The sequence below is a fragment of the Stutzerimonas chloritidismutans AW-1 genome (assembly GCF_000495915.1).
In the GTDB taxonomy this organism is placed as follows: domain Bacteria; phylum Pseudomonadota; class Gammaproteobacteria; order Pseudomonadales; family Pseudomonadaceae; genus Stutzerimonas; species Stutzerimonas chloritidismutans.
The window spans coordinates 92,689-115,409 of the sequence record NZ_AOFQ01000058.1 but is presented as its reverse complement, the minus strand read 5'-3'; the positions used below and the strand labels follow the sequence as shown (position 1 = coordinate 115,409).

Genomic DNA, 22,721 nt, shown 5'->3' with positions numbered 1-22,721 from the left:
TTCTCCAAGCCAGGCTGGTTCTGATTTGGATACGCGAGGCGGCGGGTGGTTCGCTAATCGGTGACCTGGAAACGCAGCATGCCGATCATCTGGCCTGCTTCGGTAACGACACGTACTCGCCAGCGGCCCGATGATCTTTCCGGGAAGTTGCGCTTGTGGGTCCATGCGCGATAACCGGCTTCGCGGCCGCCGCTGATCTCCAGGGCGATACGGTCGACGCGCCGGCCGTTGTGGGTCCACTCGTGGAAGATGCGCTCCTTCAGGCCGCGCGGTGCGTTGATGGCGGTATAGGCGTAGAGGCCATTTGCGTGCAGTTCTGCGCTGGTGATTTCGCGCAGCCCCTTGCCGGGTTTGCGTTGCCGATCATCGAGGCTCATGGTCACGGCGACATCGGTCAGCCACAGGGTTGCCGGGGGTACCCAGGTCCGTCCCAGCCAACCTGCGGCACCCAGCGCCACCGCCAGCAACAGGATGCCGGGCCACGTGCGCCAGTTCGAGCGGGGAAACAGTCCGCTGAGGCTCGGCAGGGCCAGCACTACTGCGACGCCCAGCGCCAGTTGATAACTCTGCGGGGTGGACAGATGAAGGATGATCGGCAACGCGGTCAGCAGGACGGCGAACAGCGTCAGCGCGTGAAACCCCAGGTAGACCCAGCGCCGCGGTGCCAGCCATTTGTAGTACAGCGGATCGATCAGCGAAACGAGCGCGGCGGCGCCAAGCAGGCCGGTGAACAGGGCTTGTCCGCTGTTCCAGGTGGTGGTGATGGCAAAGAACGGAATGATGAAGAACAGGCTTTCCTGATGCACCATCTGGGTGGCATAGCGCAGCAGCGGTCGTGGCACCTGCCAGCCGAACCAGCGCTGCAGGCTACGCCGCAGGCTCGACTCCAGCACCAGCCAGAGCCAGCTCACCAGCATCACCAGGGCGACCACCTTGGCGAGGCCGGCGTGGCGTTCCACCAGAACGAAACTCGCCACCCCGGAAACGAATCCGAACAGCGCAACCGTACCGGGATAGCGCCGAATCAGGCGGCTGGCCAAGTCGAACAGGCGTGATAACAGCGGCTTGAGTTGCATGGTGGTTCGGGTCCGAATACGGCGTGCTTATCAGAAGTATCGAGCACAGGCGGGCTGGTGCAAGCGCGCGGTCGAGACCCTTCGCTTGTCGAGGGCGGATGGTACAGCGGGCGCCCCCCGCTGGTGTGGCAAGGCGCCCCTGTTTGGCGTATTTCGCAGGACGATCAGTCGCTCTCTTCGATCACCTGCTGTACCGCTTCGGGCTGCTCTGGCATCGCCGATGAGTGGTGACTGGTGATCAGCCACTGTCCGGCGTCGGCGAACCACTTGTAGGTAAAGGTATAACGCGCCGGCACCGTCTTGCCGTCGCCCAGCTTGAAGCTGTAGAGCCCGGTATCGAGCGCGCTGTTGCAGTCGATCATGATCATTCGCGAGACAACTTCGCCCTTCGGTTTCAGCGCCAGAAAGTGCTCGAAGTAGTCGAGCTTGGCTTCCACCGTCTGCCGCGGCGTGTTGGACACTGTAGGCAGCAGCATCGAGTCAGGTGCGTAGTTTTCCACCACGCGTTTTGGATCGCCTGATTGCACATCTTCGTTCCAGCGATCGAAAAGCGCGGCGACCTGCGCTTCGTTGGTGCCATGACAGGTCGGGTCGTCCGCCAGCGCAGCCAGCGGGGCGAGGGAAAGCAGCAGGGGGAGGGCGTATTTCATAGTGTCACTCGTAGCCGGTGGTCGATTGCGGATGTCTCCGCAGCGGTACTGCACAGCATGGATACGTCATGCAGACTTGTGACCGTCCGCTGCTGCGCTCATTCCCGCCAGCGGTCGATCAGGGCTGCAGCGCCGACTCGATGGCTTCCCGGACATCGCTATAGGAGCGCGCTGCATCCGCTGGCAGGCGGACCTGCGGCAACCCGACCGTCTCGCACAGTCGATCCATGAATTCCTCATCGGTGTCAGGGTCGTGCAGGTTGATGACGCAGACCGGCTGAAGATCGGCCCTGTCGCACAGCACGAAATCGAAGCGCGTGGCCGCGATGCGGTTGGTGGCGCGGTACCAGTACGCCCGTCGAGCGATGGCGGTGACTTCCACAACGTCGGCGACGCTTACCTTGGGGAAGATCAGATAGCGCTCGCCGACCGTGCGTTGCAGCATTTCCAGCAGCTCGCGTTCCGCTGGCGAGAACAGTGGCGCCTTGAGGCGATAGGGATATTGCAGCGCGGGATGGTTGAGCTGCCGGTTCTTGACGAAGAAAACCAGCACGAAGATGACGAACGCCACCAGTGTCAGGGCCAGCCAGCTCATGGACGTCTGTCCTGATGCAGCGATTGAAGCCTTGTTGATGAACCCATGGTGTAAGCCTCGGAATTAGACGAGCGATGCTTTTGTTGAGTCCAGCACGTTCGATTCGTTCGGCTACCTTATCCACTACAGCTGTGGGCCGAGTTGTGGATAACCCTTTAGCTGCTTGCTGCAACCTTAGCGGCACTAGCGATCGAGCCTATTGATCGAAAATTGTACGTTCGCAGGTTCAAGGCTTCTGAAACGTCGTATTGCCCGCACATGCGTACACCAATAGGTCGAAGCGAGCGCTTATCCACTTCTGCTGTGGATGCGCATGTGGATAACATGGGGAGGCTGAGCTGCGGCCTGCGTGGTGCGTGGCCTGCAGCTCGGAGAGTGAAATTTGATCAGCTGGATTCAGCCAGATCACAGCGGCGAATTTTTGGCCCAGCGACTATGAGTGGGCGGTTGCCAGGCATCCAGCAACTCTATGAGCGCCTGCGACTCGTCACTACGTCGCAACATCTCGCGGTGCTGTGAGCGGACGAATCCCTCTTCGACGAGGTGATCGAGGAAGTGACTGAGCTTGCTGTAGAAGTGGTTGACGTCCAGCAACCCGAGCGGTTTGGGGTGATAGCCAAGCTGGCCCCAGGTCCAGACCTCGAAAAGCTCCTCCAGCGTACCCAGCCCGCCAGGTAAAGCGATGAAGGCATCCGCGAGCTCTGCCATCCGCGCCTTGCGGGCGTGCATGCCGTCGACCACTTCCAACAGAGTGAGGCCGGTGTGGCCGACCTCGGCATCTTTCAGGCTCTGCGGAATGATGCCGATCACCTCGCCGCCGGCAGCCATGGTGGCGTCTGCCACGACCCCCATCAGGCCGACGGCGCCGCCGCCGTAGATCAACCGAATGCCGTTGGCCGCCAAGGTGCGGCCGAGATCCTGGGCTGCTTGTTCATAGATGGGGTTCGAACCACGGCTGGCGCCGCAGAAAACGCAAATGGAACGCAAGGTCATCGTTAACTCCGCTCTTAGGGCTGGCGGAAGGGTACGCGGGCATGGACGAACGGCCAAGCGTGCTGGGCGATGTCAGCGGCCGTTCAATGCACCTCCGCTGGCGCACGCGTAATTGGCAAACAGGCTCTCGAGCAGATTGCGACTGGACATGGGCGATCTCTCCGTCGGTTGATGCGCTCATGCTAAGAACAGGGCGCTCCCGGCGCTCTTAGATTCTCGACATTGCCGTGATAGCTTGCGCTATTTGCCGCTTCATTTATCCCCGATAGATGTGTGCGGTTCTGTGGATAACCTTGGGAAGGTCTGCTCCAGGCGAAGCGGCGCGGGACTTCCAGCAGTATGTGCGTTTTTTGCTCAGTCCCGCTTGATGCGACCACGGGCCGCATAACAGAAGGCCTCGCGCGTTCATCGGTAATATGTGCGATGCCGTTTCACAATGGTAGTGATCGCTTCAGTTATCCACGATGGCTGTGGATAACGCTGTGAGTTGTTTGGGCAAATACGCCGCCGGGCCAGTGATGGCACGGCTGTCGGCGGTATGAATAAAAAACGTCCAGAACATTGGCGGCGGAGCAGCCCATCCTCGACTCTTATGCACTGGCATTCATTTCCGGGCGGTTGGTTGTCGGGTCCCGGCGCCTGATCGACACTCGGCGCTCCTGAATTCATCCAAGACCGCTGAGGGAGTACGCCATGACTGATGCCATCCGCTTCGAAGACAAGGTAGTGATCGTGACCGGAGCCGGCGGCGGGCTCGGGCGGGCGCACGCGCTGCTGTTCGCCCGCCACGGTGCGAAGGTCGTGGTCAATGATCTGGGCGGCAGCACTCAGGGCGATGGAGCCAACAGCTCCGCCGCCGACCGAGTGGTGGAGGAAATTCGCCAGGCGGGCGGCACCGCTGTCGCCAATCATGATTCAGTAACCGATGGCGATCGCGTCGTGCAGCAGGCCCTCGATTCCTTCGGTCGCATAGATGTGGTGGTGAACAACGCCGGCATCCTGCGCGACAAAACCTTCCACAAGATGGAAGACGCCGACTGGGATCTGGTCTATCGGGTGCATGTCGAGGGCGCCTACAAGGTCACCCGTGCCGCCTGGCCACACATGCGCGAACAGAACTACGGGCGAGTGATCTTCACCGCTTCGACCTCCGGCATCTATGGCAACTTCGGGCAGTCGAACTATGGCATGGCCAAGCTCGGTCTGTACGGCCTGACCCGCACGCTGGCGCTGGAAGGGCGCAAGAACAACGTGCTGGTCAACGCCATCGCGCCCACCGGCGGCACGCGGATGACCGAGGGGCTGATACCGCCGCAGGTGTTCGAGCAGCTCAAACCCGAACTAGTGAGTCCGTTGGTGGTGTATCTGGCTAGCGAGCAGTGCCAGGAAACCTCAGGCCTGTTCGAAGTGGGCGGCGGCTGGATGGGCAAGGTGCGCTGGGAGCGCAGTCTCGGCGTCGGTTTCGATCCGAAGGCCGGTTTCGATGCCGAGGATGTCGCCGCGCAGTGGCAGCAGATCTGTAATTTCGAGAACGCGGCGCACCCGGCTGACAACATGGAAGCGTTGAAGGAGATGATGGCCAACCTGCAAAAATACGCAGGCTGACCTATGGCTTGCGCTGCCGGGCAATCCGGGAGCGCATTCAGACGGGGGCCTCGCCCGGCTCCGGGCGCAACAGGCGTAGTGCTTTCTCGCGGGCTTGACTCAGGTTGCGCACATACAGCAGATGCCCCTGCAGGCGGTGAATGCCGGCGCGGCGCAATTTCAGGCGGACTCGCGCATTGCTGCCGCTCAGGATCAGCGTTACCCCCAGTCGGCGGTAATCCACCAGCACGTTTTCCAGCGATGCCAGCGCGGTCATGTCCAGCATCGGCACTGCGCTGATGTCGACGATCACCACCTTGACCTCGGGATTGAAGCGCCGCAGGGCTCCCAGCGCCTTTTCCGCCGCGCCGAAGAACAGCGGCCCACGGATCGCGTAGGTCGCCACGTGCTCGGGCATGTCCTGGAGGATGCGCCGTTGCTCGCGCGAGAGAGCGGTAGTGTCGGTCAGCTCGCTCATGCGCTTTATGAACAGCCCGGCTGCCAGCAGCAGCCCGACCCCGACGGCCAGCACCATGTCGAACAGCACGGTGAGTGTCAGGCAGGTCAGCAGCACCAGCACATCGCTGCGCGGTGCGATGCGCAATACGTGCATCACGTGCGGCGCTTCGCTCATGTTCCAGGCCACCATCACCAGCAACGCCGCCAGTGCCGCCATGGGCAGGTAACTGAACAGCGGCGCCAGCCAGAGCACTGCGACCAGCACCACACCCGCATGAATCATTGCTGCCAGCGGCGAGAACGCCCCGGCCCGGACATTCGTGGCGCTGCGGGCGATCGCTGCGGTCGCGGTGATGCCGCCGAACAGCGGGGCGACCAGATTGCCCAGCCCCTGGCCGATCAGCTCGCCGTTGGGCTCGTGGTTGCTGCCGGTCATGCCGTCGGCGACCACGGCGCAAAGCAGCGACTCGATGGCGCCGAGCATGGCGATGGCAAACGCCGGCGCGAGCAATTCGCGGAACAGCTCGTAACTCAGCTGCAGCGGCTGGCCATCCGGACCGGGTAGCAGCCAGGGCCAGGCGAAATCTGGGAGAAACGGTGGAATACCCGGATGGGTGATGCCGTCCAAGGTGTAGCTGAACCGCTCGCCAAGGGTCGCCACGGACAATCCGGACGATTCCAGCAGCAAACCTGCCAGCGCACCGACGGTCAGTGCCACCAGGTGCCCGGGTACTTTCGGTACCCAGCGCGGCCAGATGATCAGCACCGCGAGACAGATCGCCGCTACCAGCGCGTCGCCGAGCCGGGCGCCCGGCAGCGAGCGCAGCAGCAGGCTGACCTGCTCGACGTAGTGCTGTGGCTGTTCGGTCAGCGTCAGGCCGAACAGGTCCTTGATCTGCAGGGTGGCGATGACGATGCCGATGCCCGCGGTGAATCCGAGGGTGACAGGGTAGGGGATGAATGCGATCAGGCGTCCAGCGCGCAGCAGGCCCAGTGCGATCAGGATCAGACCGGCGAGCATGGTGCACAGCAGCAGGCCGCCAAGGCCGAACTGCTGGGTGATCGGCAACAGGATCACCACGAAAGCCGCTGTCGGCCCGGAGACATTGAAGCGCGATCCCCCGGTCAGCGCGATCAGTGGCGCGGCGATCAATACGGTGTAGAGACCGTGCTGTGGCGCCACGCCAACGGCGATCGCCAGGGCCATGGCCAGCGGGATGGCGATGATGCCGACCGTCAGGCCGGCGCTGATATCGCCGCGCAGTGCGCGGGCACCGTAGCCCAGACGCAGGACCTGGTGCCAGGCGGCAAACAGTGGGGGAAGCTTCATGCCTGGGACGCTCCTTGTAGGCGAAGGCGCCATTATAAGCGCGGGCAGCTCTTGTTCTTTGTGCTGAAAGATCGCCCGGTATACCGAGGCGGCGATGTACGACCTTGGTCGCAAGCCGGCCTGGCGCGTTGAGTGCGTCGCCTGCGAGGAGTAAACTGCCGCCCCCGTGAGACCCCGTGGACCGGAGGCGGCATGCGTAAAGACAAGAAGCAGGTGATTGGCGACGAGATCGCGGATGAGTCGATCAAGCTGTTTCTTCAGCCTGAACCGGCTGACGATACCCCCCCTTCGCTGCACAAGCTGATCAAGGCCTATCGCGGCCTGCGCATTGATGATTTCGAGCGCTTTCTCGGCTTCTTCGTGGCCGCCGGCTACGACCTCGATGCCCGGGATAGCAAAGGGCAGAGCTTTATCGATCTGGTCGCCAACCAGCGTCAGGCCAGACCTTATATCGAACTGATCGAGGCCATGCGCGGCTGAACTGAGGGCCGCCGTTTCGTATCGAACGTATCGGCACAGTCCGCTGCCAGCGGCGAAGGCTGCGGCTGGCTTCGGCAACATGATTCGCAATCGTTTTCCTCGCAGCGTCCACCGTCGAGCACTGGGCAAGGCCCGCTCCGGATGGATCGCAGCGAGAGGTAGGAGGCCAAAAGCCGCCCTTCCGACAGCTGGCAGGCAGCCGCAGGCTTCCTGTTCTCGGGCACATGTTCCCGAGCAGCGGTCCAGGCACATGCTCCGTTCCTGACCGTCTGGCTGGTGGGTTTTACGGGGCCGCGTACTGCGGTCTCGACAGTTTAATGCTGTGATTCTGGAGAACGCGTTGATGACGCAACACGATAGCGAAGCAGTGGATATGGTGCTGGTGGGAGCCGGCATCATGAGTGCGACCCTCGCGGTACTGCTCAAGGAACTCGATCCCAATATCAAGCTGGAAATCGTCGAGCTGCAGGAATCCGGAGCCATCGAAAGCTCCAACCCGTGGAACAATGCCGGTACCGGTCACGCCGGGCTCTGCGAGCTGAACTACACGCCCGACAGCAAAGATGGCGCGATCGACATCAAGAAGGCCGTGCTGATCAACACCCAGTTCGAGGTCTCCAAGCAGTTCTGGGCCTATCTCGCCGACCGTGAAGGTTTCGGTTCCCCGCGTGATTTCATCAATGCTGTTCCGCATCTGAGCTTCGTGCGCGGCAGCAAGAACATCGACTATCTCAAGCGTCGCTTCGATGCGCTGAAGACCCATCACGCCTTCGCTGACATGGAGTACAGCGAGGATCGCGCGACTCTGGCCGAGTGGATGCCGCTGATGATGCCGGGCCGCGCCGCCGACGAGCCTATCGCTGCAACTCGCGCCATGAACGGTACCGACGTCAATTTCGGTGCGGTGACCAGCCAACTGCTCGGCTATCTGTCGCGCAGTGCTGGGGTCAAGGTGTCCTACAACCAGAAGGTCACCGGTCTCGACCGTACGGCCAGCGGCTGGAAAGTCGACATCAAGAACACTCGCACCGGCGAATCGCGCCAGGTGCAATCCGGCTTCGTCTTCCTCGGCGCCGGTGGCGCTGCGCTGCCGCTGCTGCAGATGTCCGGTATCGACGAAGGCAAGGGCTTCGGCGGCTTCCCGGTCAGCGGTCAGTGGCTGCGCTGCGACAACCCGGAAATCGTCAAGCAGCACCAGGCCAAGGTCTACAGCCTGGCAGCAGTCGGCGCGCCGCCGATGTCCGTACCGCACCTGGACACCCGTGTCGTCGACGGCAAGAAGTCCCTGCTGTTCGGGCCCTACGCCGGCTTCACCACCAAGTTCCTCAAGCGCGGTTCGTTCATGGACCTGCCGCTGTCGATTCGGCCGAGCAACATCGGCCCGATGATGGCCGTGGCGCGAGACAACATGGACCTGACCCGCTACCTGATCAAGGAAGTGATGCAGTCCATGGAGGACCGCCTGGAAACCCTGCGTGGTTTCTATCCCGAGGCCAAGGCCGAGGACTGGCGTCTGGAGATCGCCGGCCAGCGCGTGCAGATCATCAAGAAGGACCCGAAGAAGGGTGGCATCCTGCAGTTCGGCACCGAACTGGTCGCGGCGAAAGACGGCACCATCGCCGCGCTGCTCGGCGCTTCGCCGGGCGCTTCGGTGACCGTCTCGATCATGCTCGACCTGCTCGAGCGCTGCTTCCCCGAGCAGTACCGTTCGCAGGCCTGGTCCAGCAAGCTGCAGGAAATGTTCCCGGCTCGCGAAACCACGCTGCAGAACGACGCAGCAGCCTACCGCGAAATCAGCGAAATGGCCGACAAGCGCCTGGGCCTGGAGTACTGACCAGCAGGCCAGTCCCGGCTCGAACGAAAAGCCCCGTACGAACCTACGGGGCTTTTTTGTGGTGCGCCAGGCATGGCGCGTAGCGCCGTGACTGGCGCTGTCGGGTTCACTGTGGTGGTGAGCCTGGCGACTTGGAGGTGAAAGTCCTCTACACACCCGGCAAGGGGAAGTGTTAGCTGAAGGCAAGGGTGTCGCGGGCGACTGCGAATCTGAAGGAAGCCCGAGGCAAAATGCTGGCCTGACGAACAGGAAGCGGATGAGGCGGCGCAGCGGGGTGAGGTGGCCATAATCGCCAAAGCCCGATACTTGCACGGAACGCTGCGACGTAGATCCGACAGGCATAAGCAGGAAGGTCGCGCGAATTACCCTGGGAGATCTGTACGCTTGCCATTGTGCTACCGATTGTCGAGAGGCGACGGGATGGGCGTGCAGAAGTCAGCCGAGGCCGTAGTAAGTGGCGGTCAACCACGCCATCAAGGGCCGAACAGGTCATGCCGCCAGTAGGCGTCAGCGTCTCGTCGATAACCGAAATGCAGAAATTTCTCCAAGAGAAGACTGTCACCCCGAGTCCCGGCCAGAGGCCGAGGATGACGCCTGACAGCGCAGAGGTATCGGCGGCGTCGGTGACGTGGATGAACGCGGAGCCGGACACGCTGATGGAGCGGGTGCTTGCACCGGCGAATCTCAAGCGTGCGTATCAGCGCGTGGTCAGCAACAAGGGGGCGCCGGGTGCCGATGGCATGACGGTCGCCGACTTGGCAGGCTACGTGAAACAGTATTGGCCCATCCTGAAGGTCAGGCTGCTGGCAGGTGAATACCATCCCCAGGCAGTGCGGGCGGTCGAAATTCCCAAACCGCAGGGCGGTATGCGGCAACTGGGCATTCCCAGTGTCGTGGATCGCCTGATCCAGCAAGCCCTGCTGCAACAGCTCACGCCGATCTTCGATCCGCTGTTCTCGGACTATAGCTACGGCTTCCGTCCGGGCAGAAGCGCTCACCAGGCTGTCGAGATGGCCCGCACCCATGTGGCGGCGGGTCATAGGTGTTGCGTGGAACTCGATCTGGAGAAGTTCTTTGATCGGGTCAACCACGACATCCTGATGTTCTGTGTTGAGCGCCATGTCGAAGACAAACAGGTGCTCAGACTCATCCGCCGTTACCTCGAAGCGGGCGTCATGTCGGACGGGGTTGTCAGCCATCGGCAGGAGGGGGCGCCGCAAGGCGGCCCGCTTTCGCCGCTGCTGTCGAACATCCTGCTCGATGAACTCGACCGTGAGTTGGAGCGGCGAGGCCATCGCTTCGTGCGCTATGCCGATGACGCGAACATTTATGTCCGTAGTCCGCGTGCTGGCGAACGAGTGCTGGCCAGTGTCGAGCGGTTCCTGAATCACCGTCTGAAACTGAGACTGAATCGGGACAAGAGTCGCGTGGCTGGGTCGTGGAAATGCGACTACCTGGGGTATGGGATGAGTTGGCACTCGCTGCCTAGACTGCGAGTGGCAACCATGAGCCTGCGCCGTGTGCGCGACCGTCTCAGGGAACTGCTGCGAGGGGTGCGGGGCCACAAGATGGCGAATGTCATCGAGCGGGTAAACCCGGTGCTGCGAGGCTGGGCAGGCTACTTCAAGCTCAGCCAGAGCAAGCGTCCACTGGAAGAGCTGGATGGCTGGGTCAGGCACAAACTTCGCTGTGTCATCTGGCGGCAATGGAAGCAGCCCTCTACGAGGGCGCGCAACCTGATGCGCCTGGGATTGAGCGAGGAGCGTGCCTGCAAGTCGGCCTTCAATGGCCGAGGCCCGTGGTGGAACTCAGGAGCGCCGCATATGAATCAGGCGCTGCCGAAGAAGCTATGGGACAGACTTGGACTGGTCTCGATACTGGATACGATCAATCGGCTTAACCGCATGGCCTGAACCGCCGTGTACGGAACCGTACGCACGGTGGTGTGGGAGGACGGCGGCCGTGAGGCCGCCTCCTACCCGATCCGCTATCGTTCTCAGCGCTTGAGAGAAGGTGTCAGGTGCGGCTGGATGGTGGTCAGTACCGCCTTGAAGCATTTGGTGTTGCCGGCAACGATCTGACCCTTCTCAAGGAAGTCATGGCCGCCGCTGAAATCGCTTACCAAGCCGCCGGCTTCCTGGATCAGCAGTGCGCCTGCAGCCATGTCCCATTCGGAAAGGCCAAACTCCCAGAACGCATCAAAGCGGCCTGCAGCGACATAAGCCAGGTCGAGGCTTGCGGCGCCGGCACGACGTAGGCCGGAGGTCTGGCCGACCAGGCTGCGGAACATCTTCAAGTAGCTGTCCAGGTTGTCCATCTGGCCATCCTTGAACGGAAAGCCGGTGCCGAGCAGTGCGCCGTCCAGGCTCTTGCGTGCGCTAACGCGCAGGCGGCGGCCGTTCAGGGCGGCGCCACGGCCGCGGCTAGCGGTGAATTCTTCCTGGCGTACCGGGTCCAGCACGACCGCGTGTTCCAGGCGCCCGCGGTACTTGCAGGCGATGCTGACGGCGTAGTGAGGAATGCCGCGGACAAAATTGGTGGTTCCATCCAGCGGGTCGATGATCCACAGGTAATCGGCGCCGTCCCCGCTGCCTTCGAGCAGTCCGCCTTCCTCGCCCAGGATGCCGTGATTCGGGTAGGCCTTGCGCAGCGCATTGACGATGCTCTGCTCTGCGGCCTTGTCGATTTCGGTGACGTAATCCTTCGCTTCTTTCTCGTTGACCGAGATTGCATCCAGGCGATCGGTGGAACGGACAATCAGTTCGCCGGCGCTGCGGGCGGCGCGCAGCGCGATATTCAGCATGGGCTGCATGGATCAATTACCTGGTCGTTAAAGAAAGCGCGAAATTCTATCAGGAAAGCGCCGGCGCATGTAGCGTCACGGTGGTGGTTGCAGGGGGCGGCAGATGGCGGATCGGGAGCCGCTTCCTGTAAGCTTTCTGCTCGCTTTCAAGCAGAGAATTATTGTGTCGCTGCAGAACATTCGTGTCGTGCTGGTCAATACCAGTCATGCCGGCAACATCGGTGGTGCGGCTCGCGCCATGAAGAACATGGGGCTTTCGCGCCTGGTATTGGTCGATCCCGAGGATTTCCCGAGTGCGAACGCTGTGGCCAGGGCGTCCGGTGCAACAGACATTCTCGATAGTGCACGGGTCGTTGCAACGCTGGAAGAGGCGCTGGCTGGTTGCAGTCTGGTGCTCGGAACCAGCGCTCGTGATCGGCGCATTCCCTGGCCGTTGCTCGATCCTCGGGAGTGCGCGTCGGTTTCCGTGGAGCAGTCTGCCGGGGGCGGCGAAGTCGCATTGGTATTCGGTCGCGAGTACGCGGGGCTGACCAATGAGGAGTTGCAGCGCTGCCAGTACCACGTCCATATCCCGTCTGATCCGCAGTTCAGTTCATTGAATCTCGCTGCGGCCGTGCAGGTGCTTACCTACGAGGTGCGCATGGCCTGGTTGGCTGCCGAGGGGCGGCCAACCAAGGTCGAAAAACTGGAAACCACGGCGATGCTGGATGCCCAGCCCGTGACTGTCGACGAGCTGGAGAATTACTTCGGTCATCTTGAGCAGACTCTGGTGGATATCGGCTTTCTCGATCCGGCCAAGCCCAGGCATCTGATGCCCCGATTGCGTCGGCTCTACGGGCGCAGCGGTGTTAGCAAGCTGGAAATGAATATCCTGCGCGGTATTCTCACCGAGACACAAAAGGCTGCCCGCGGCGAGCCTCACAAGCGGAGAAGTGATTGATGTTCGAACGCATGCGCGAAGACATTCAGAGCGTTTTCCATCGCGATCCGGCGGCGCGCAATGCGTTCGAAGTTCTGACCTGTTATCCGGGGCTGCACGCCATCTGGATTCATCGCCTGTCCCATTGGCTGTGGGTGCATGAATTCAAGTGGCTTGCGCGGATGTCCTCGAATCTGGGGCGCTGGCTGACCGGGGTCGAGATCCATCCGGGCGCCAGGATTGGCCGGCGATTCTTCATTGATCACGGGATGGGCATCGTCATTGGCGAGACCGCGGAAATTGGCGATGACGTGACGCTCTATCACGGCGTGACACTCGGTGGCACCAGCTGGAATAAGGGCAAGCGCCATCCGACGCTTGAAGATGGTGTAATCGTGGGAGCCGGCGCGAAGATCCTTGGGCCGTTCACCGTCGGCGCGGGCGCGAAGATCGGCTCTAATGCGGTGGTTACCCGTGAAGTGCCGCCGGGAGCGACGGCGGTTGGGATTCCGGGGCGGGTGATCGTCAAATCCAGCGATGAGCAGGAAGCCAAGCGCAAGGCCATTGCCGAGAAGATCGGATTCGACGCCTATGGCGTCAGCGAGGATATGCCTGATCCCGTCGCGCGAGCCATTGGGCAGTTGCTGGATCATGTTCAGGCCGTAGAGGAGCGCTTGGAGGGCATGTGTGGCGCGCTCAAGGCGCTGGGCAGCGATTATTGCGCCAAGGACCTTCCGGAGCTGCGAGAAGAATACTTCGTTGAAGTGAAGTCCGACGCTGGCGATGCCCGCACCTGAAGTGCGCGGGCTGGCAGCAGCTGGTATCATGCCGGCCCGCTGCCTCCGGCTGGGCGTGGTTCCAGACTAAAGACCTACTGAATTAATAGGTCTTATAGTTGACTCAAATACTCGGGAATTGCATAATTGCGCCAAACCGTAATGCTTGGTGCAGACCGATGCGATTAACCACCAAAGGCCGTTATGCCGTGACCGCCATGCTCGATTTGGCGCTGCATGCGCAGCATGGGCCGGTCTCCCTGGCCGATATTTCCGAGCGGCAGGGTATTTCCCTTTCCTATCTCGAGCAGCTCTTCGCGAAGCTGCGCCGCGGCAGCCTGGTGACGAGCGTGCGAGGGCCCGGCGGCGGCTATCAGCTTTCTCGCGACATGGCCGGCATTCAGGTCGCCCAGGTCATCGACGCTGTGAACGAGTCGGTCGATGCCACGCGTTGCCAAGGTCTGGGCGGCTGCCACTCTGGCGATACCTGCCTGACTCACCATCTGTGGTGTGACCTCAGCCAGCAGATTCATGAATTCCTCAGCGGCATCAGCCTGGCCGACCTGGTCAAGCGCCAGGACGTGCAGCAGGTCGCCCTGCGCCAAGACATGCGCAAGGCTGGCGGCACTTCGCCGCATATGGACAAGATAGAAACGTCCGCCATCGATTGAGCAGGGCGACTGCCTGATAGGAGATATCTGAATGAAATTGCCGATTTACCTGGACTACTCTGCGACCACACCTGTGGATCCGCGTGTTGCCGCCAAGATGATCGAGTGCCTCACCAACGAAGGCAACTTCGGCAATCCGGCGTCGCGCTCTCATGCCTTTGGCTGGAAAGCCGAGGAAGCCGTGGAGAATGCGCGCCGTCAGGTTGCTGAGCTGGTCAACGCCGATCCCCGTGAAATCGTCTGGACATCCGGTGCAACCGAGTCGGACAACCTGGCCATCAAGGGCGTCGCGCATTTTTATGCGTCCAAGGGCAAGCACATCGTCACCACCAAGATCGAGCACAAGGCGGTACTGGATACCACTCGCCAGCTCGAGCGCGAAGGCTTCGAGGTTACGTATCTCGAGCCGGGCGAGGATGGCATCGTCACGCCGGCGATGGTCGAAGCTGCGCTGCGCGACGACACTATTCTTGTGTCGGTCATGCACGTGAACAACGAGATCGGCACTATCAACGACATCACCGCCATCGGCGAGCTGACCCGTTCTCGCGGCATTCTTTTCCATGTCGATGCGGCGCAGTCGACCGGCAAGGTCGAAATCGATCTGGAGAAGATGAAGGTCGATCTGATGTCCTTCTCCGCTCATAAGACCTATGGGCCGAAGGGTGTGGGTGCGCTGTACGTTCGCCGTAAGCCCCGCGTCCGCCTTGAGGCACAGATGCATGGCGGTGGCCATGAGCGGGGCATGCGTTCCGGTACGCTGGCTACCCACCAGCTGGTCGGCATGGGCGAGGCCTTTCGTATCGCGAAAGACGAAATGGCCCAGGAGAACGAGCGTGTCCGCTCCCTGCGTGATCGCTTCTACAAGCAGGTCGAGCATCTCGAAGAGCTTTATGTGAACGGTAGCCTGACCGCCCGTGTACCGCACAATCTGAACCTCAGCTTTAACTATGTCGAGGGCGAGTCGCTGATCATGGCGCTCAAGGATCTGGCGGTATCGTCTGGCTCTGCCTGTACGTCCGCTTCGCTGGAGCCGTCGTACGTGCTGCGTGCACTGGGTCGTAACGACGAATTGGCGCATAGCTCCATCCGTTTCACCTTCGGTCGGTTCACTACTGAAGAGGAAATCGACTACGCAGCGCAAAAGGTTTGCGAGGCCGTCACCAAGCTGCGCGAGCTTTCGCCCCTGTGGGACATGTTCAAAGACGGCGTCGACATTTCCAAGGTCGAGTGGCAAGCCCACTGACCGGCGTCAAGCGCCGCACAGCCTGATCTAAGAGGATTGCACCATGGCATACAGCGATAAGGTCATCGACCACTACGAAAACCCGCGCAACGTCGGCAAGTTCGACGCTGAAGACCCGAGCATCGGTACCGGCATGGTAGGTGCGCCGGCATGTGGCGACGTGATGCGTTTGCAGATCAAGGTCAACGAGCAGGGCGTCATCGAAGATGCCAAGTTCAAGACCTATGGTTGCGGCTCCGCCATCGCGTCCAGCTCGCTTGCTACCGAGTGGATGAAGGGCAAGACCCTGGAAGAAGCGGAAACCATCAAGAACACGCAGCTGGCTGAAGAGCTGGCGCTGCCACCGGTGAAGATTCACTGCTCCGTGCTCGCCGAAGATGCGATCAAGGCAGCTGTGCGTGACTACCGCGAAAAGAAAGGTCTGCTTTAAATAGGGAGGTTGCGATGGCTATCACCATGACGCCCGCTGCAGCCCAGCACGTTCGCCGTTCGCTGGACGGGCGAGGCAAGGGTGTAGGTGTGCGACTCGGGGTGCGTACGACCGGCTGTTCGGGCTTGGCGTACGTACTTGAGTTCGTCGACGAAACGGCAGCCGAAGATTCGGTGTTCGAGAGTCATGGGGTCAAGGTGATCATTGATCCCAAGAGCTTGGTATATCTCGACGGCACGGAACTCGACTTCGTTCGCGAAGGGCTCAACGAGGGCTTCAAGTTCAATAACCCGAACGTTCGTGGCGAGTGTGGCTGCGGCGAGAGCTTCAATATCTGAGGACGCCGTGGGTACTCCCTGTCATTTTGCATTGTTCGAGTTGAAGCCCGAGTTCGAACTGGATCTCGCGTCTCTTGCCGATCGCTATCGAGAGCTTGCTCGCCAGGTTCACCCTGATCGCTTTGCCGACGCTGGCGAAAGTGAGCAGCGTCAGGCCCTTGAGCGCTCCGCCAACCTCAATGAGGCCTACCAGACGCTCAAGAGTCCGAGCCGCCGGGCAAGGTATCTGTTGGCCATCGAGGGGCATGAGGTTCCACTGGAAGCGACTGTTCAGGATCCCGCGTTCCTCATGCAGCAGATGCATTGGCGCGAGGAGCTTGAAGAGCTCCATGAGCAGGCCGATCTGGATGGCGTAGCGGCGTTCAAGTCGCGCTTGAAGCAGGCGCAGCAGGGGCTGAACGATGCTTTCGCCCGCATCTGGCAGGATTCTGAGCGGCGTGCCGATGCTGAGCGTCTGGTTCGACGCATGCAGTTTCTCGACAAGCTGACCCAGGAAGTGCGCCAACTCGAAGAGCGCCTCGACGATTAACCCCGCGCAGCGCCCGGCGTTGCGCCCGATATCAGACAGACATGGCCTTACTTCAGATTGCCGAGCCCGGACAAACCCCCCAGCCCCATCAGCGGCGCCTGGCTGTCGGAATAGACTTGGGGACCACCAACTCCCTCGTAGCTGCCCTGCGCAGTGGTGTCACTGCGCCGTTGGCCGATGCTGATGGGCAAGTGATCCTGCCGTCGGTGGTGCGCTATCACGCTGACCGGATTGAGGTTGGCGCACAAGCCAAACTTGCCGCGGCCACCGATCCGTTCAACACCATCAGTTCGGTCAAACGGCTGATGGGTCGCGGGCTGGCCGATGTGAAGCAGTTGGGCGAACAGCTGCCGTACCGCTTCCGTCAGGCTGAGTCGCAAATGCCGTTCATCGAGACCGTTCAGGGCGCCAAGAGCCCTGTGGAAGTCTCGGCTGAGATCCTGCGCGCACTCCGTCAGCGTGCCGAGGCGACCCTGGGCGGTGAACTGGTCGGTGCGGTGATTACCGTTCCGGCCTATTTCGACGATGCCCAGCGTCAGGCGACCAAGGACGCCGCGCGGCTCGCTGGGCTCAGCGTGCTGCGCCTGCTCAACGAGCCGACCGCGGCCGCCGTCGCCTATGGTCTGGATCGTCATGCCGAAGGCGTCGTCGCGATCTACGATCTCGGAGGCGGTACCTTCGATATTTCGATTCTTCGCCTGACCAAGGGCGTTTTCGAGGTGTTGGCCACTGGTGGCGACACGGCTCTGGGTGGTGATGATTTCGACCATGCCGTAGCGGACTGGATTCTCGAGCGTGCCGGTGTGTCCGACGATCTCGAGCCGGGCGCGCAGCGTGAATTGCTGAAGATTGCCTGCGATGCCAAGGAGCATCTGAGTGATGTGGATGCGGTGGATGTCGCGTATGCCGGCTGGTCAGGCGAGCTGCAACGCGAGACCTTCGATGCGCTGATCGAGCCGATGATTGCGCGCAGTCTCAAGTCATGCCGGCGTGCCGTGCGGGACTCGGGTGTGGAGCTTGAGGAGATTACCGCAGTGGTCATGGTCGGCGGTTCGACCCGAGTGCCAAGAGTGCGCTCGGCAGTTGGGCAGCTGTTCGGTCGCGAGCCACTGACCGACATAGACCCTGATGAGGTTGTGGCCATTGGCGCGGCGATTCAGGCTGAGACCTTGGCTGGCAATAATCGCGATGGGGAAGAGCTGTTGCTGCTCGATGTGATCCCGCTGTCCCTCGGGCTGGAGACCATGGGCGGGCTGATGGAGAAGATCATTCCGCGCAACACCACGATTCCGGTGGCGCGCGCGCAGGACTTCACCACCTACAAAGATGGCCAGTCGGCCATGATGATTCATGTGCTGCAGGGCGAGCGCGAGCTGATCTCCGACTGCCGTTCGCTGGCTCGATTCGAGCTGCGCGGTATTCCGCCGATGGTCGCCGGGGCGGCAAAGATTCGCGTCACCTTCCAGGTCGATGCTGATGGCTTGCTCAGCGTGTCCGCGCGTGAGTTGGCATCCGGCGTGGAGGCGAGTATTCAGGTCAAGCCTTCCTATGGCCTCACCGATGGCGAAATCGCCAGGATGCTGGAGGACTCTTTCCGCAAGGCGGACGAGGACCGTGACGCCCGGGCGTTGCGTGAGCAGCTGGTTGATGCCCAGCGCCTGCTCGAGGCGGTCGAGGCTGCGCTGGCCGTCGATGGTGAGCGCTTGCTGTCTGCTGACGAGCGCGTGGCGATCGACTCCCAGGTCGCCGAGTTGCGCGGATTGCTGGACAGCCAGGATGTGCTGGCCATCGAGCGCCAGACCAAACGCCTGAGCCAGATCACCGACGCCTTTGCTGCGCGCCGGCTGGATTCGACCGTCAAGGCCGCGCTGGCCGGGCGGCGGCTAAACGATATCGAGGATTGACCCAGATGCCGCAGATCATTTTCCTGCCCAATGCCGACCATTGCCCTGAAGGCGCCGTTATCGAGGCGCAGACCGGCGAGACGGTGCTGGACGCCGCGCTGCGCAATGGCATCGACATCGAGCATGCATGCGAAAAATCCTGTGCCTGCACCACCTGCCACGTCGTGGTTCGCGAAGGCTTCCAGTCACTGGAAGCTTCCGATGAGCTGGAGGACGACATGCTCGACAAGGCGTGGGGGCTTGAGCCCAATTCCCGGCTGTCCTGCCAGGCAGTGGTGGCTGATGCCGATCTCGTCGTGGAGATTCCGAAGTACACAATCAATCAGGTTTCCGAAGGGCACTGAGGGTGGGCGTCATGCAGCTGAAATGGAGTGACGTGCAGGAAATCGCCATCGAGCTGGCCGAGCGCAAGATCGATGTAGATCCGCGCTATGTGAATTTCCTTGATCTGCATCGCTGGGTGGTGGAGCTTCCGGGCTTCGCCGATGAGCCCGGTCGGGGCGGCGAGAAAGTGCTCGAAGCCATCCAGTCGGCCTGGATCGAAGAGGCCGAATAGAGCGGTTTCGAAGTTTTCGTTTTCCTCCGGTTGGGTATCTCGGGACCGTTCGGCGGTCCCTGGCGCCATCCGGGCTTCTACCCTCTACCCTTATGTTTTTTGACATGAACCCGCGTATAATCCGCGGGTTTACTCGTTCGCTTTAACCCATCAGTTTTGGAGTCCTACATGGCCCTGCAACGCACCTTCTCCATCATCAAGCCCGACGCTGTCGCCAAGAACGTCATCGGCGAAATCACTACCCGTTTCGAGAAGGCCGGCCTGCGCGTCGTCGCTTCCAAGATGGTTCAGCTGTCCGAGCGCGAAGCGGCTGGCTTCTACGCCGAGCACAGCGAGCGTGGCTTCTTCAAGGATCTGGTTGCTTTCATGACTTCCGGTCCAGTCATCGTTCAGGTTCTGGAAGGCGAAGACGCCATCGCCAAGAACCGTGAGCTGATGGGCGCCACCAACCCGAAAGAAGCTGCTGCCGGCACCATCCGCGCCGATTTCGCCGTTTCCATCGACGAGAACGCCGTGCACGGTTCCGATTCGGAAGCTTCCGCTGCTCGTGAAATCGCTTACTTCTTTGCTGCCACCGAAGTGTGCGCACGCATTCGCTGATTGAGCGAAGGTGAATTCAATGATTGCCACGACCGGTAAAGTGAATCTGCTCGGGCTTACCCAGTCGCAACTGGAGAGCTTCTTCGAGTCCATCGGGGAGAAGCGTTTTCGCGCCGGTCAGGTGATGAAGTGGATTCACCATTTTGGTGTCGATGATTTCGACGCCATGAGCAATCTCGGCAAGGCCTTGCGCGAAAAGCTCAAGACCTGCGCCGAGATTCGCGGCCCGGAGGTCGTCAGTGAAGACATCTCCAGCGACGGCACCCGCAAATGGGTCGTGCGTGTCGCCTCGGGCAGCTGTGTGGAAACTGTGTACATCCCCCAGGGCGGACGTGGAACGCTGTGCGTGTCCTCGCAGGCCGGATGTGCGCTGGATTGCAGTTTCTGTTCCACCGGCAAGCAAGGCTTCAACAGCAACCTGACAGCGGCCGAGGTGATCGGTCAGGTCTGGATTGCTAACAAATCATTCGGCTCCATCCCGGCGAAAATCGATCGCGCGATCACCAACGTGGTGATGATGGGGATGGGCGAGCCGTTACTGAATTTCGACAACGTCGTCGCTGCCATGCATATCATGATGGACGACCTTGGTTACGGGATTTCCAAGCGCAAGGTGACGCTCTCGACCTCCGGCGTCGTGCCGATGATCGACGAGCTGGCCAAGGTCATCGACGTTTCTCTGGCATTGTCGCTGCACGCACCCAACGATGCGTTGCGTGATCAGTTGGTGCCGATCAACAAGAAGTACCCGCTGGACATGCTGCTGGCGGCATGCAAGGGCTATATCTCGAGGCTTGGCGAGAAGCGCGTGCTGACCATCGAGTACACCCTGCTCAAGGGCATCAACGATCAGCCCGAACATGCCGAGCAGATGATCACGTTGCTGGCGGATATCCCGTGCAAGATCAATCTGATCCCGTTCAATCCGTTCCCTCACTCCGGATATGAGCGGCCGAGCAACAATGCTATCCGCCGTTTTCAGGACATCCTGCACAAAGGTGGGCACAATGTAACGGTGCGTACCACCCGCGGCGAAGACATCGACGCGGCTTGCGGTCAGCTCGTCGGCCAGGTGCTGGACCGGACGCGTCGAAGCGAGAGATACATCGCTGTGCGTGAGCTACAGAGCGAGCCAGGTGCTGCGCAAACCGCTTCGAACCGATCCTGAGGGGGATGCTGATGATTTTGCGCGCTGCGCTGCTGCTTCTACTGACCGGCCTGTTGGCCGGTTGTGTGTCTTCTGGATCCACTGATCCGCTGAGAACCGACGAAGGTCGCCAGCAGGCCCGCGACGCCTATATTCAATTGGGGATCGGCTACCTGCAGCAGGGCGCCGCCGCGCGCGCCAAGACGCCACTGCGCAAGGCCCTCGAAATTGATCCGAACAGCGCCGATGCACACGCCGCCCTGGCTTTGGTATTCCAGACCGAAATGGAAAACGACCTGGCCGACAAGCACTACCGGGAAGCGCTCTCCAGTCGCAAGGACGCCCGCATACTCAACAACTACGGCAGCTTTCTGTTCGAGCAGAAGCGCTACCCCGAAGCCATGGAGCGTTTCCGTCAGGCTTCCGAAGACAACATGTATTCCGAGCGGGCGCGGGTCTTTCAGAATCTGGGTATGACTGCACTGCAGTTGGGCCAGCGTGAAGAGGCCGAACTCCATTTCACCCGCTCGCTGCGCCTCGACAGTCGCCAGCCCCGCGCGTTGCTCGAGCTTGCACTCATGGCCTTCGAGGACAAGCAATACGTTCCAGCCAAGCGTTACTACGATAGCTTCAGCCAACTGGCCGAGCAGAACGCACGGAGTCTGCTGCTCGGTATCCGTCTGGCCAACATCCATCAGGACCGCGACACTGCTGCAAGCCTCGCGCTGCAGCTGAGGCGACTGTATCCCGGTACGGATGAATACAAGCAATATCTTTCGGAGCAACGATGACCGCGCCGCACCAAGAATCCGCTGCACCGATGGGCAACAACCCCGGCGAGACGCTGCGTATAGCTCGCGAAGACAAGGGCTGGCCGCTGTCTGCAGTTGCACAGCAGCTGAATCTCACCGAGCGCTCGCTGGCTCGCATCGAGGCCGGCGATTTCAGTCAGTTGCCAGGGCACACCTTTGCCCGGGGTTACGTTCGTGCCTATGCCAAGTTGCTGGGGTTGGATCAGAATCGCCTGGTTCAGGAGTTCGACCTGCACACCGGTACCAACGCTTCCGGAAGCAATGTCAACAGCCTGGGGCGCATCGAAGAGCCCGGCCGTCTGTCGCGAAGCTTCATGCGTTTCTTCGGCTTTGCCTTGTTGCTGCTCCTGGCTGCAGTCGCCTGGTATTGGTGGCAGGAACGCATGGCTCGAGAGGCCACGACGCCACCGGTCTCGGCGCTGGAGCGAATCGAAGTGGAAGGCGCGGATGGAACCACCGAGATCCATCTGCTTGATCGCGCTGACGAGGGTGCCGAGCAGCAGAGCGAACAGCCAGTCGAGCAAACAGCACCGCTAGCCGATTCGAACGAGAGTGAAGCGATCGAGTCTGAGCAACAGGCGCCAGCCACCACTGATGTGCAGGGCACCATCACCGAGCCGGCGGGCGAGGCCGCGCAGTCTCTGCCGCTGACGCTGCCTGACAGCCCCACGCAAAGCGCTGACGCAACGGCCTCCCCGGCTCCCACGAGTGCCTCGAACGACACCGCCCCGCCAGTAGCCGGCGAGGCGCAGCTGGAGCTGAGTTTCACCGCCGATTGCTGGACGCGAGTCAGCGATGCCGACGGACGAGTACTGTTCAGCGCGCTGGCCAAGGCCGGGACCAGCAGGGCGGTCAGCGGCAAGGCACCATTGGACGTACATCTGGGCTACGCTCGCGGCGCCCAACTCAGTTACAACGGCGAAGCTGTGAACCTCGCCTCTCATATGCGCGGCGAGACAGCGCGCCTCAAGCTCGGACAGTAAGCTGAC

General features: G+C 61.4%; 24 protein-coding genes. 18 read left to right on the top strand and 6 right to left on the bottom strand.

What is annotated here, in order from left to right; all coding sequences use genetic code 11:
- Positions 1-53: 53 nt before the first annotated feature.
- From F753_RS44155 to F753_RS44140, 4 genes are all read right to left on the bottom strand, one after another.
- Complete coding sequence (locus F753_RS44155; RefSeq protein WP_023446561.1) at positions 54-1,076, bottom strand: DUF5924 family protein; 1,023 nt, start codon at positions 1,074-1,076, stop codon at positions 54-56.
- A gap of 164 nt (positions 1,077-1,240) precedes the next feature.
- Positions 1,241-1,726, bottom strand: a complete 486-nt coding sequence (locus tag F753_RS44150) for an SgcJ/EcaC family oxidoreductase (RefSeq protein ID WP_023446560.1) — start codon at positions 1,724-1,726, stop codon at positions 1,241-1,243.
- 118 nt (positions 1,727-1,844) lie between these two features.
- Complete coding sequence (locus tag F753_RS44145; protein WP_023446559.1) at positions 1,845-2,321, bottom strand: DUF2726 domain-containing protein; 477 nt, start codon at positions 2,319-2,321, stop codon at positions 1,845-1,847.
- Between the two features lie 405 nt (positions 2,322-2,726).
- Positions 2,727-3,314: a cytokinin riboside 5'-monophosphate phosphoribohydrolase gene (locus tag F753_RS44140; protein ID WP_023446558.1), complete on the bottom strand. Its 588-nt coding sequence runs from the start codon at positions 3,312-3,314 to the stop codon at positions 2,727-2,729.
- Positions 3,315-4,007: 693 nt separating this feature from the next.
- On the opposite strand from F753_RS44140, the gene F753_RS44135 reads away from it, so the two are divergent.
- Positions 4,008-4,919, top strand: a complete 912-nt coding sequence (locus tag F753_RS44135) for an SDR family oxidoreductase (RefSeq protein ID WP_023446557.1) — start codon at positions 4,008-4,010, stop codon at positions 4,917-4,919.
- 37 nt (positions 4,920-4,956) lie between these two features.
- On the opposite strand, the gene dauA is transcribed toward F753_RS44135, so the two are convergent.
- A complete protein-coding gene (gene dauA / locus F753_RS44130) occupies positions 4,957-6,687 on the bottom strand; it encodes a C4-dicarboxylic acid transporter DauA (RefSeq protein ID WP_023446556.1) in 1,731 nt (576 codons plus the stop codon).
- Positions 6,688-6,879: 192 nt separating this feature from the next.
- Here dauA and F753_RS44125 point away from each other — a divergent pair, with 192 nt between their 5' ends.
- From F753_RS44125 to ltrA, 3 genes are all read left to right on the top strand, one after another.
- Positions 6,880-7,167, top strand: coding sequence for a PA4642 family protein (locus F753_RS44125; RefSeq protein WP_003302753.1), 288 nt, complete (start codon positions 6,880-6,882; stop codon positions 7,165-7,167).
- A 322-nt stretch (positions 7,168-7,489) separates the two neighbouring features.
- Positions 7,490-9,001: a malate dehydrogenase (quinone) gene (gene mqo / locus F753_RS44120; RefSeq protein WP_080950556.1), complete on the top strand. Its 1,512-nt coding sequence runs from the start codon at positions 7,490-7,492 to the stop codon at positions 8,999-9,001.
- A 491-nt stretch (positions 9,002-9,492) separates the two neighbouring features.
- A complete protein-coding gene (gene ltrA / locus F753_RS44115) occupies positions 9,493-10,914 on the top strand; it encodes a group II intron reverse transcriptase/maturase (protein WP_017517123.1) in 1,422 nt (473 codons plus the stop codon).
- A gap of 83 nt (positions 10,915-10,997) precedes the next feature.
- Here ltrA and suhB read toward each other — a convergent pair whose 3' ends face one another.
- The gene (gene suhB, locus F753_RS44110; protein ID WP_023446554.1) at positions 10,998-11,813 is read right to left on the bottom strand and encodes a type III secretion system regulator SuhB; all 816 of its coding nucleotides are present in this window, start codon (positions 11,811-11,813) and stop codon (positions 10,998-11,000) included.
- Between the two features lie 94 nt (positions 11,814-11,907).
- Here suhB and trmJ point away from each other — a divergent pair, with 94 nt between their 5' ends.
- The 14 genes from trmJ to F753_RS44045 all read left to right on the top strand — a co-directional run bounded on the left by trmJ (position 11,908) and on the right by F753_RS44045 (position 22,715).
- Positions 11,908-12,744, top strand: a complete 837-nt coding sequence (trmJ, locus tag F753_RS44105) for a tRNA (cytosine(32)/uridine(32)-2'-O)-methyltransferase TrmJ (protein ID WP_031298223.1) — start codon at positions 11,908-11,910, stop codon at positions 12,742-12,744.
- Positions 12,744-13,520 (top strand): serine O-acetyltransferase, encoded by a 777-nt coding sequence (cysE, locus tag F753_RS44100; RefSeq protein ID WP_023446552.1) that lies wholly within the window; start codon positions 12,744-12,746, stop codon positions 13,518-13,520. The genes trmJ and cysE overlap by 1 nt, the downstream gene beginning before the upstream one ends.
- A 158-nt stretch (positions 13,521-13,678) precedes the next feature.
- Positions 13,679-14,170 (top strand): Fe-S cluster assembly transcriptional regulator IscR, encoded by a 492-nt coding sequence (gene iscR / locus F753_RS44095; RefSeq protein WP_014819461.1) that lies wholly within the window; start codon positions 13,679-13,681, stop codon positions 14,168-14,170.
- 31 nt (positions 14,171-14,201) lie between these two features.
- Positions 14,202-15,416, top strand: coding sequence for an IscS subfamily cysteine desulfurase (locus F753_RS44090; RefSeq protein WP_014819462.1), 1,215 nt, complete (start codon positions 14,202-14,204; stop codon positions 15,414-15,416).
- Positions 15,417-15,459: 43 nt separating this feature from the next.
- On the top strand, positions 15,460-15,846 hold the full coding sequence (iscU, locus tag F753_RS44085; RefSeq protein WP_003284664.1) for a Fe-S cluster assembly scaffold IscU: 387 nt from the start codon (positions 15,460-15,462) through the stop codon (positions 15,844-15,846).
- 14 nt (positions 15,847-15,860) lie between these two features.
- Positions 15,861-16,184 (top strand): iron-sulfur cluster assembly protein IscA, encoded by a 324-nt coding sequence (gene iscA, locus F753_RS44080; protein ID WP_003298170.1) that lies wholly within the window; start codon positions 15,861-15,863, stop codon positions 16,182-16,184.
- Between the two features lie 7 nt (positions 16,185-16,191).
- Positions 16,192-16,713 carry a co-chaperone HscB gene (hscB, locus tag F753_RS0125210; protein ID WP_031298220.1) on the top strand — a complete coding sequence of 174 codons (522 nt, stop codon included), beginning with the start codon at positions 16,192-16,194 and terminating at the stop codon, positions 16,711-16,713.
- 41 nt (positions 16,714-16,754) lie between these two features.
- A complete protein-coding gene (hscA, locus tag F753_RS44075) occupies positions 16,755-18,617 on the top strand; it encodes a Fe-S protein assembly chaperone HscA (RefSeq protein WP_031298218.1) in 1,863 nt (620 codons plus the stop codon).
- Between the two features lie 5 nt (positions 18,618-18,622).
- A complete protein-coding gene (gene fdx / locus F753_RS44070; protein WP_003298166.1) occupies positions 18,623-18,961 on the top strand; it encodes an ISC system 2Fe-2S type ferredoxin in 339 nt (112 codons plus the stop codon).
- An 11-nt stretch (positions 18,962-18,972) separates the two neighbouring features.
- Positions 18,973-19,173, top strand: coding sequence for a Fe-S cluster assembly protein IscX (gene iscX / locus F753_RS44065; protein ID WP_023446547.1), 201 nt, complete (start codon positions 18,973-18,975; stop codon positions 19,171-19,173).
- A 168-nt stretch (positions 19,174-19,341) separates the two neighbouring features.
- Positions 19,342-19,773 carry a nucleoside-diphosphate kinase gene (gene ndk, locus F753_RS44060; RefSeq protein ID WP_003284654.1) on the top strand — a complete coding sequence of 144 codons (432 nt, stop codon included), beginning with the start codon at positions 19,342-19,344 and terminating at the stop codon, positions 19,771-19,773.
- Positions 19,774-19,792: 19 nt separating this feature from the next.
- Complete coding sequence (gene rlmN / locus F753_RS44055; RefSeq protein WP_023446546.1) at positions 19,793-20,941, top strand: dual-specificity RNA methyltransferase RlmN; 1,149 nt, start codon at positions 19,793-19,795, stop codon at positions 20,939-20,941.
- 11 nt (positions 20,942-20,952) lie between these two features.
- Positions 20,953-21,711: a type IV pilus biogenesis/stability protein PilW gene (gene pilW, locus F753_RS44050; RefSeq protein ID WP_014819467.1), complete on the top strand. Its 759-nt coding sequence runs from the start codon at positions 20,953-20,955 to the stop codon at positions 21,709-21,711.
- On the top strand, positions 21,708-22,715 hold the full coding sequence (locus F753_RS44045) for a RodZ domain-containing protein (RefSeq protein ID WP_023446544.1): 1,008 nt from the start codon (positions 21,708-21,710) through the stop codon (positions 22,713-22,715). Before pilW ends, F753_RS44045 begins: the two co-directional genes overlap by 4 nt.
- The last annotated feature ends 6 nt before the right edge of the window (positions 22,716-22,721 follow it).

What these genes read in the sequence shown, in the direction of transcription:
- F753_RS44155 (WP_023446561.1), bottom strand. Translation starts at nt 1,076, where the DNA reads ATGCAACTCAAGCCGCTGTTATCACGCCTGTTCGACTTGGCCAGCCGC.
- F753_RS44150 (WP_023446560.1), bottom strand. Translation starts at nt 1,726, where the DNA reads ATGAAATACGCCCTCCCCCTGCTGCTTTCCCTCGCCCCGCTGGCTGCG.
- F753_RS44145 (WP_023446559.1), bottom strand. Translation starts at nt 2,321, where the DNA reads ATGAGCTGGCTGGCCCTGACACTGGTGGCGTTCGTCATCTTCGTGCTG.
- F753_RS44140 (WP_023446558.1), bottom strand. Translation starts at nt 3,314, where the DNA reads ATGACCTTGCGTTCCATTTGCGTTTTCTGCGGCGCCAGCCGTGGTTCG.
- F753_RS44135 (WP_023446557.1), top strand. Translation starts at nt 4,008, where the DNA reads ATGACTGATGCCATCCGCTTCGAAGACAAGGTAGTGATCGTGACCGGA.
- dauA (WP_023446556.1), bottom strand. Translation starts at nt 6,687, where the DNA reads ATGAAGCTTCCCCCACTGTTTGCCGCCTGGCACCAGGTCCTGCGTCTG.
- F753_RS44125 (WP_003302753.1), top strand. Translation starts at nt 6,880, where the DNA reads ATGCGTAAAGACAAGAAGCAGGTGATTGGCGACGAGATCGCGGATGAG.
- ltrA (WP_017517123.1), top strand. Translation starts at nt 9,493, where the DNA reads ATGCCGCCAGTAGGCGTCAGCGTCTCGTCGATAACCGAAATGCAGAAA.
- suhB (WP_023446554.1), bottom strand. Translation starts at nt 11,813, where the DNA reads ATGCAGCCCATGCTGAATATCGCGCTGCGCGCCGCCCGCAGCGCCGGC.
- trmJ (WP_031298223.1), top strand. Translation starts at nt 11,908, where the DNA reads ATGGCGGATCGGGAGCCGCTTCCTGTAAGCTTTCTGCTCGCTTTCAAG.
- cysE (WP_023446552.1), top strand. Translation starts at nt 12,744, where the DNA reads ATGTTCGAACGCATGCGCGAAGACATTCAGAGCGTTTTCCATCGCGAT.
- iscR (WP_014819461.1), top strand. Translation starts at nt 13,679, where the DNA reads ATGCGATTAACCACCAAAGGCCGTTATGCCGTGACCGCCATGCTCGAT.
- F753_RS44090 (WP_014819462.1), top strand. Translation starts at nt 14,202, where the DNA reads ATGAAATTGCCGATTTACCTGGACTACTCTGCGACCACACCTGTGGAT.
- iscU (WP_003284664.1), top strand. Translation starts at nt 15,460, where the DNA reads ATGGCATACAGCGATAAGGTCATCGACCACTACGAAAACCCGCGCAAC.
- iscA (WP_003298170.1), top strand. Translation starts at nt 15,861, where the DNA reads ATGGCTATCACCATGACGCCCGCTGCAGCCCAGCACGTTCGCCGTTCG.
- hscA (WP_031298218.1), top strand. Translation starts at nt 16,755, where the DNA reads ATGGCCTTACTTCAGATTGCCGAGCCCGGACAAACCCCCCAGCCCCAT.
- fdx (WP_003298166.1), top strand. Translation starts at nt 18,623, where the DNA reads ATGCCGCAGATCATTTTCCTGCCCAATGCCGACCATTGCCCTGAAGGC.
- iscX (WP_023446547.1), top strand. Translation starts at nt 18,973, where the DNA reads ATGCAGCTGAAATGGAGTGACGTGCAGGAAATCGCCATCGAGCTGGCC.
- ndk (WP_003284654.1), top strand. Translation starts at nt 19,342, where the DNA reads ATGGCCCTGCAACGCACCTTCTCCATCATCAAGCCCGACGCTGTCGCC.
- rlmN (WP_023446546.1), top strand. Translation starts at nt 19,793, where the DNA reads ATGATTGCCACGACCGGTAAAGTGAATCTGCTCGGGCTTACCCAGTCG.
- pilW (WP_014819467.1), top strand. Translation starts at nt 20,953, where the DNA reads ATGATTTTGCGCGCTGCGCTGCTGCTTCTACTGACCGGCCTGTTGGCC.
- F753_RS44045 (WP_023446544.1), top strand. Translation starts at nt 21,708, where the DNA reads ATGACCGCGCCGCACCAAGAATCCGCTGCACCGATGGGCAACAACCCC.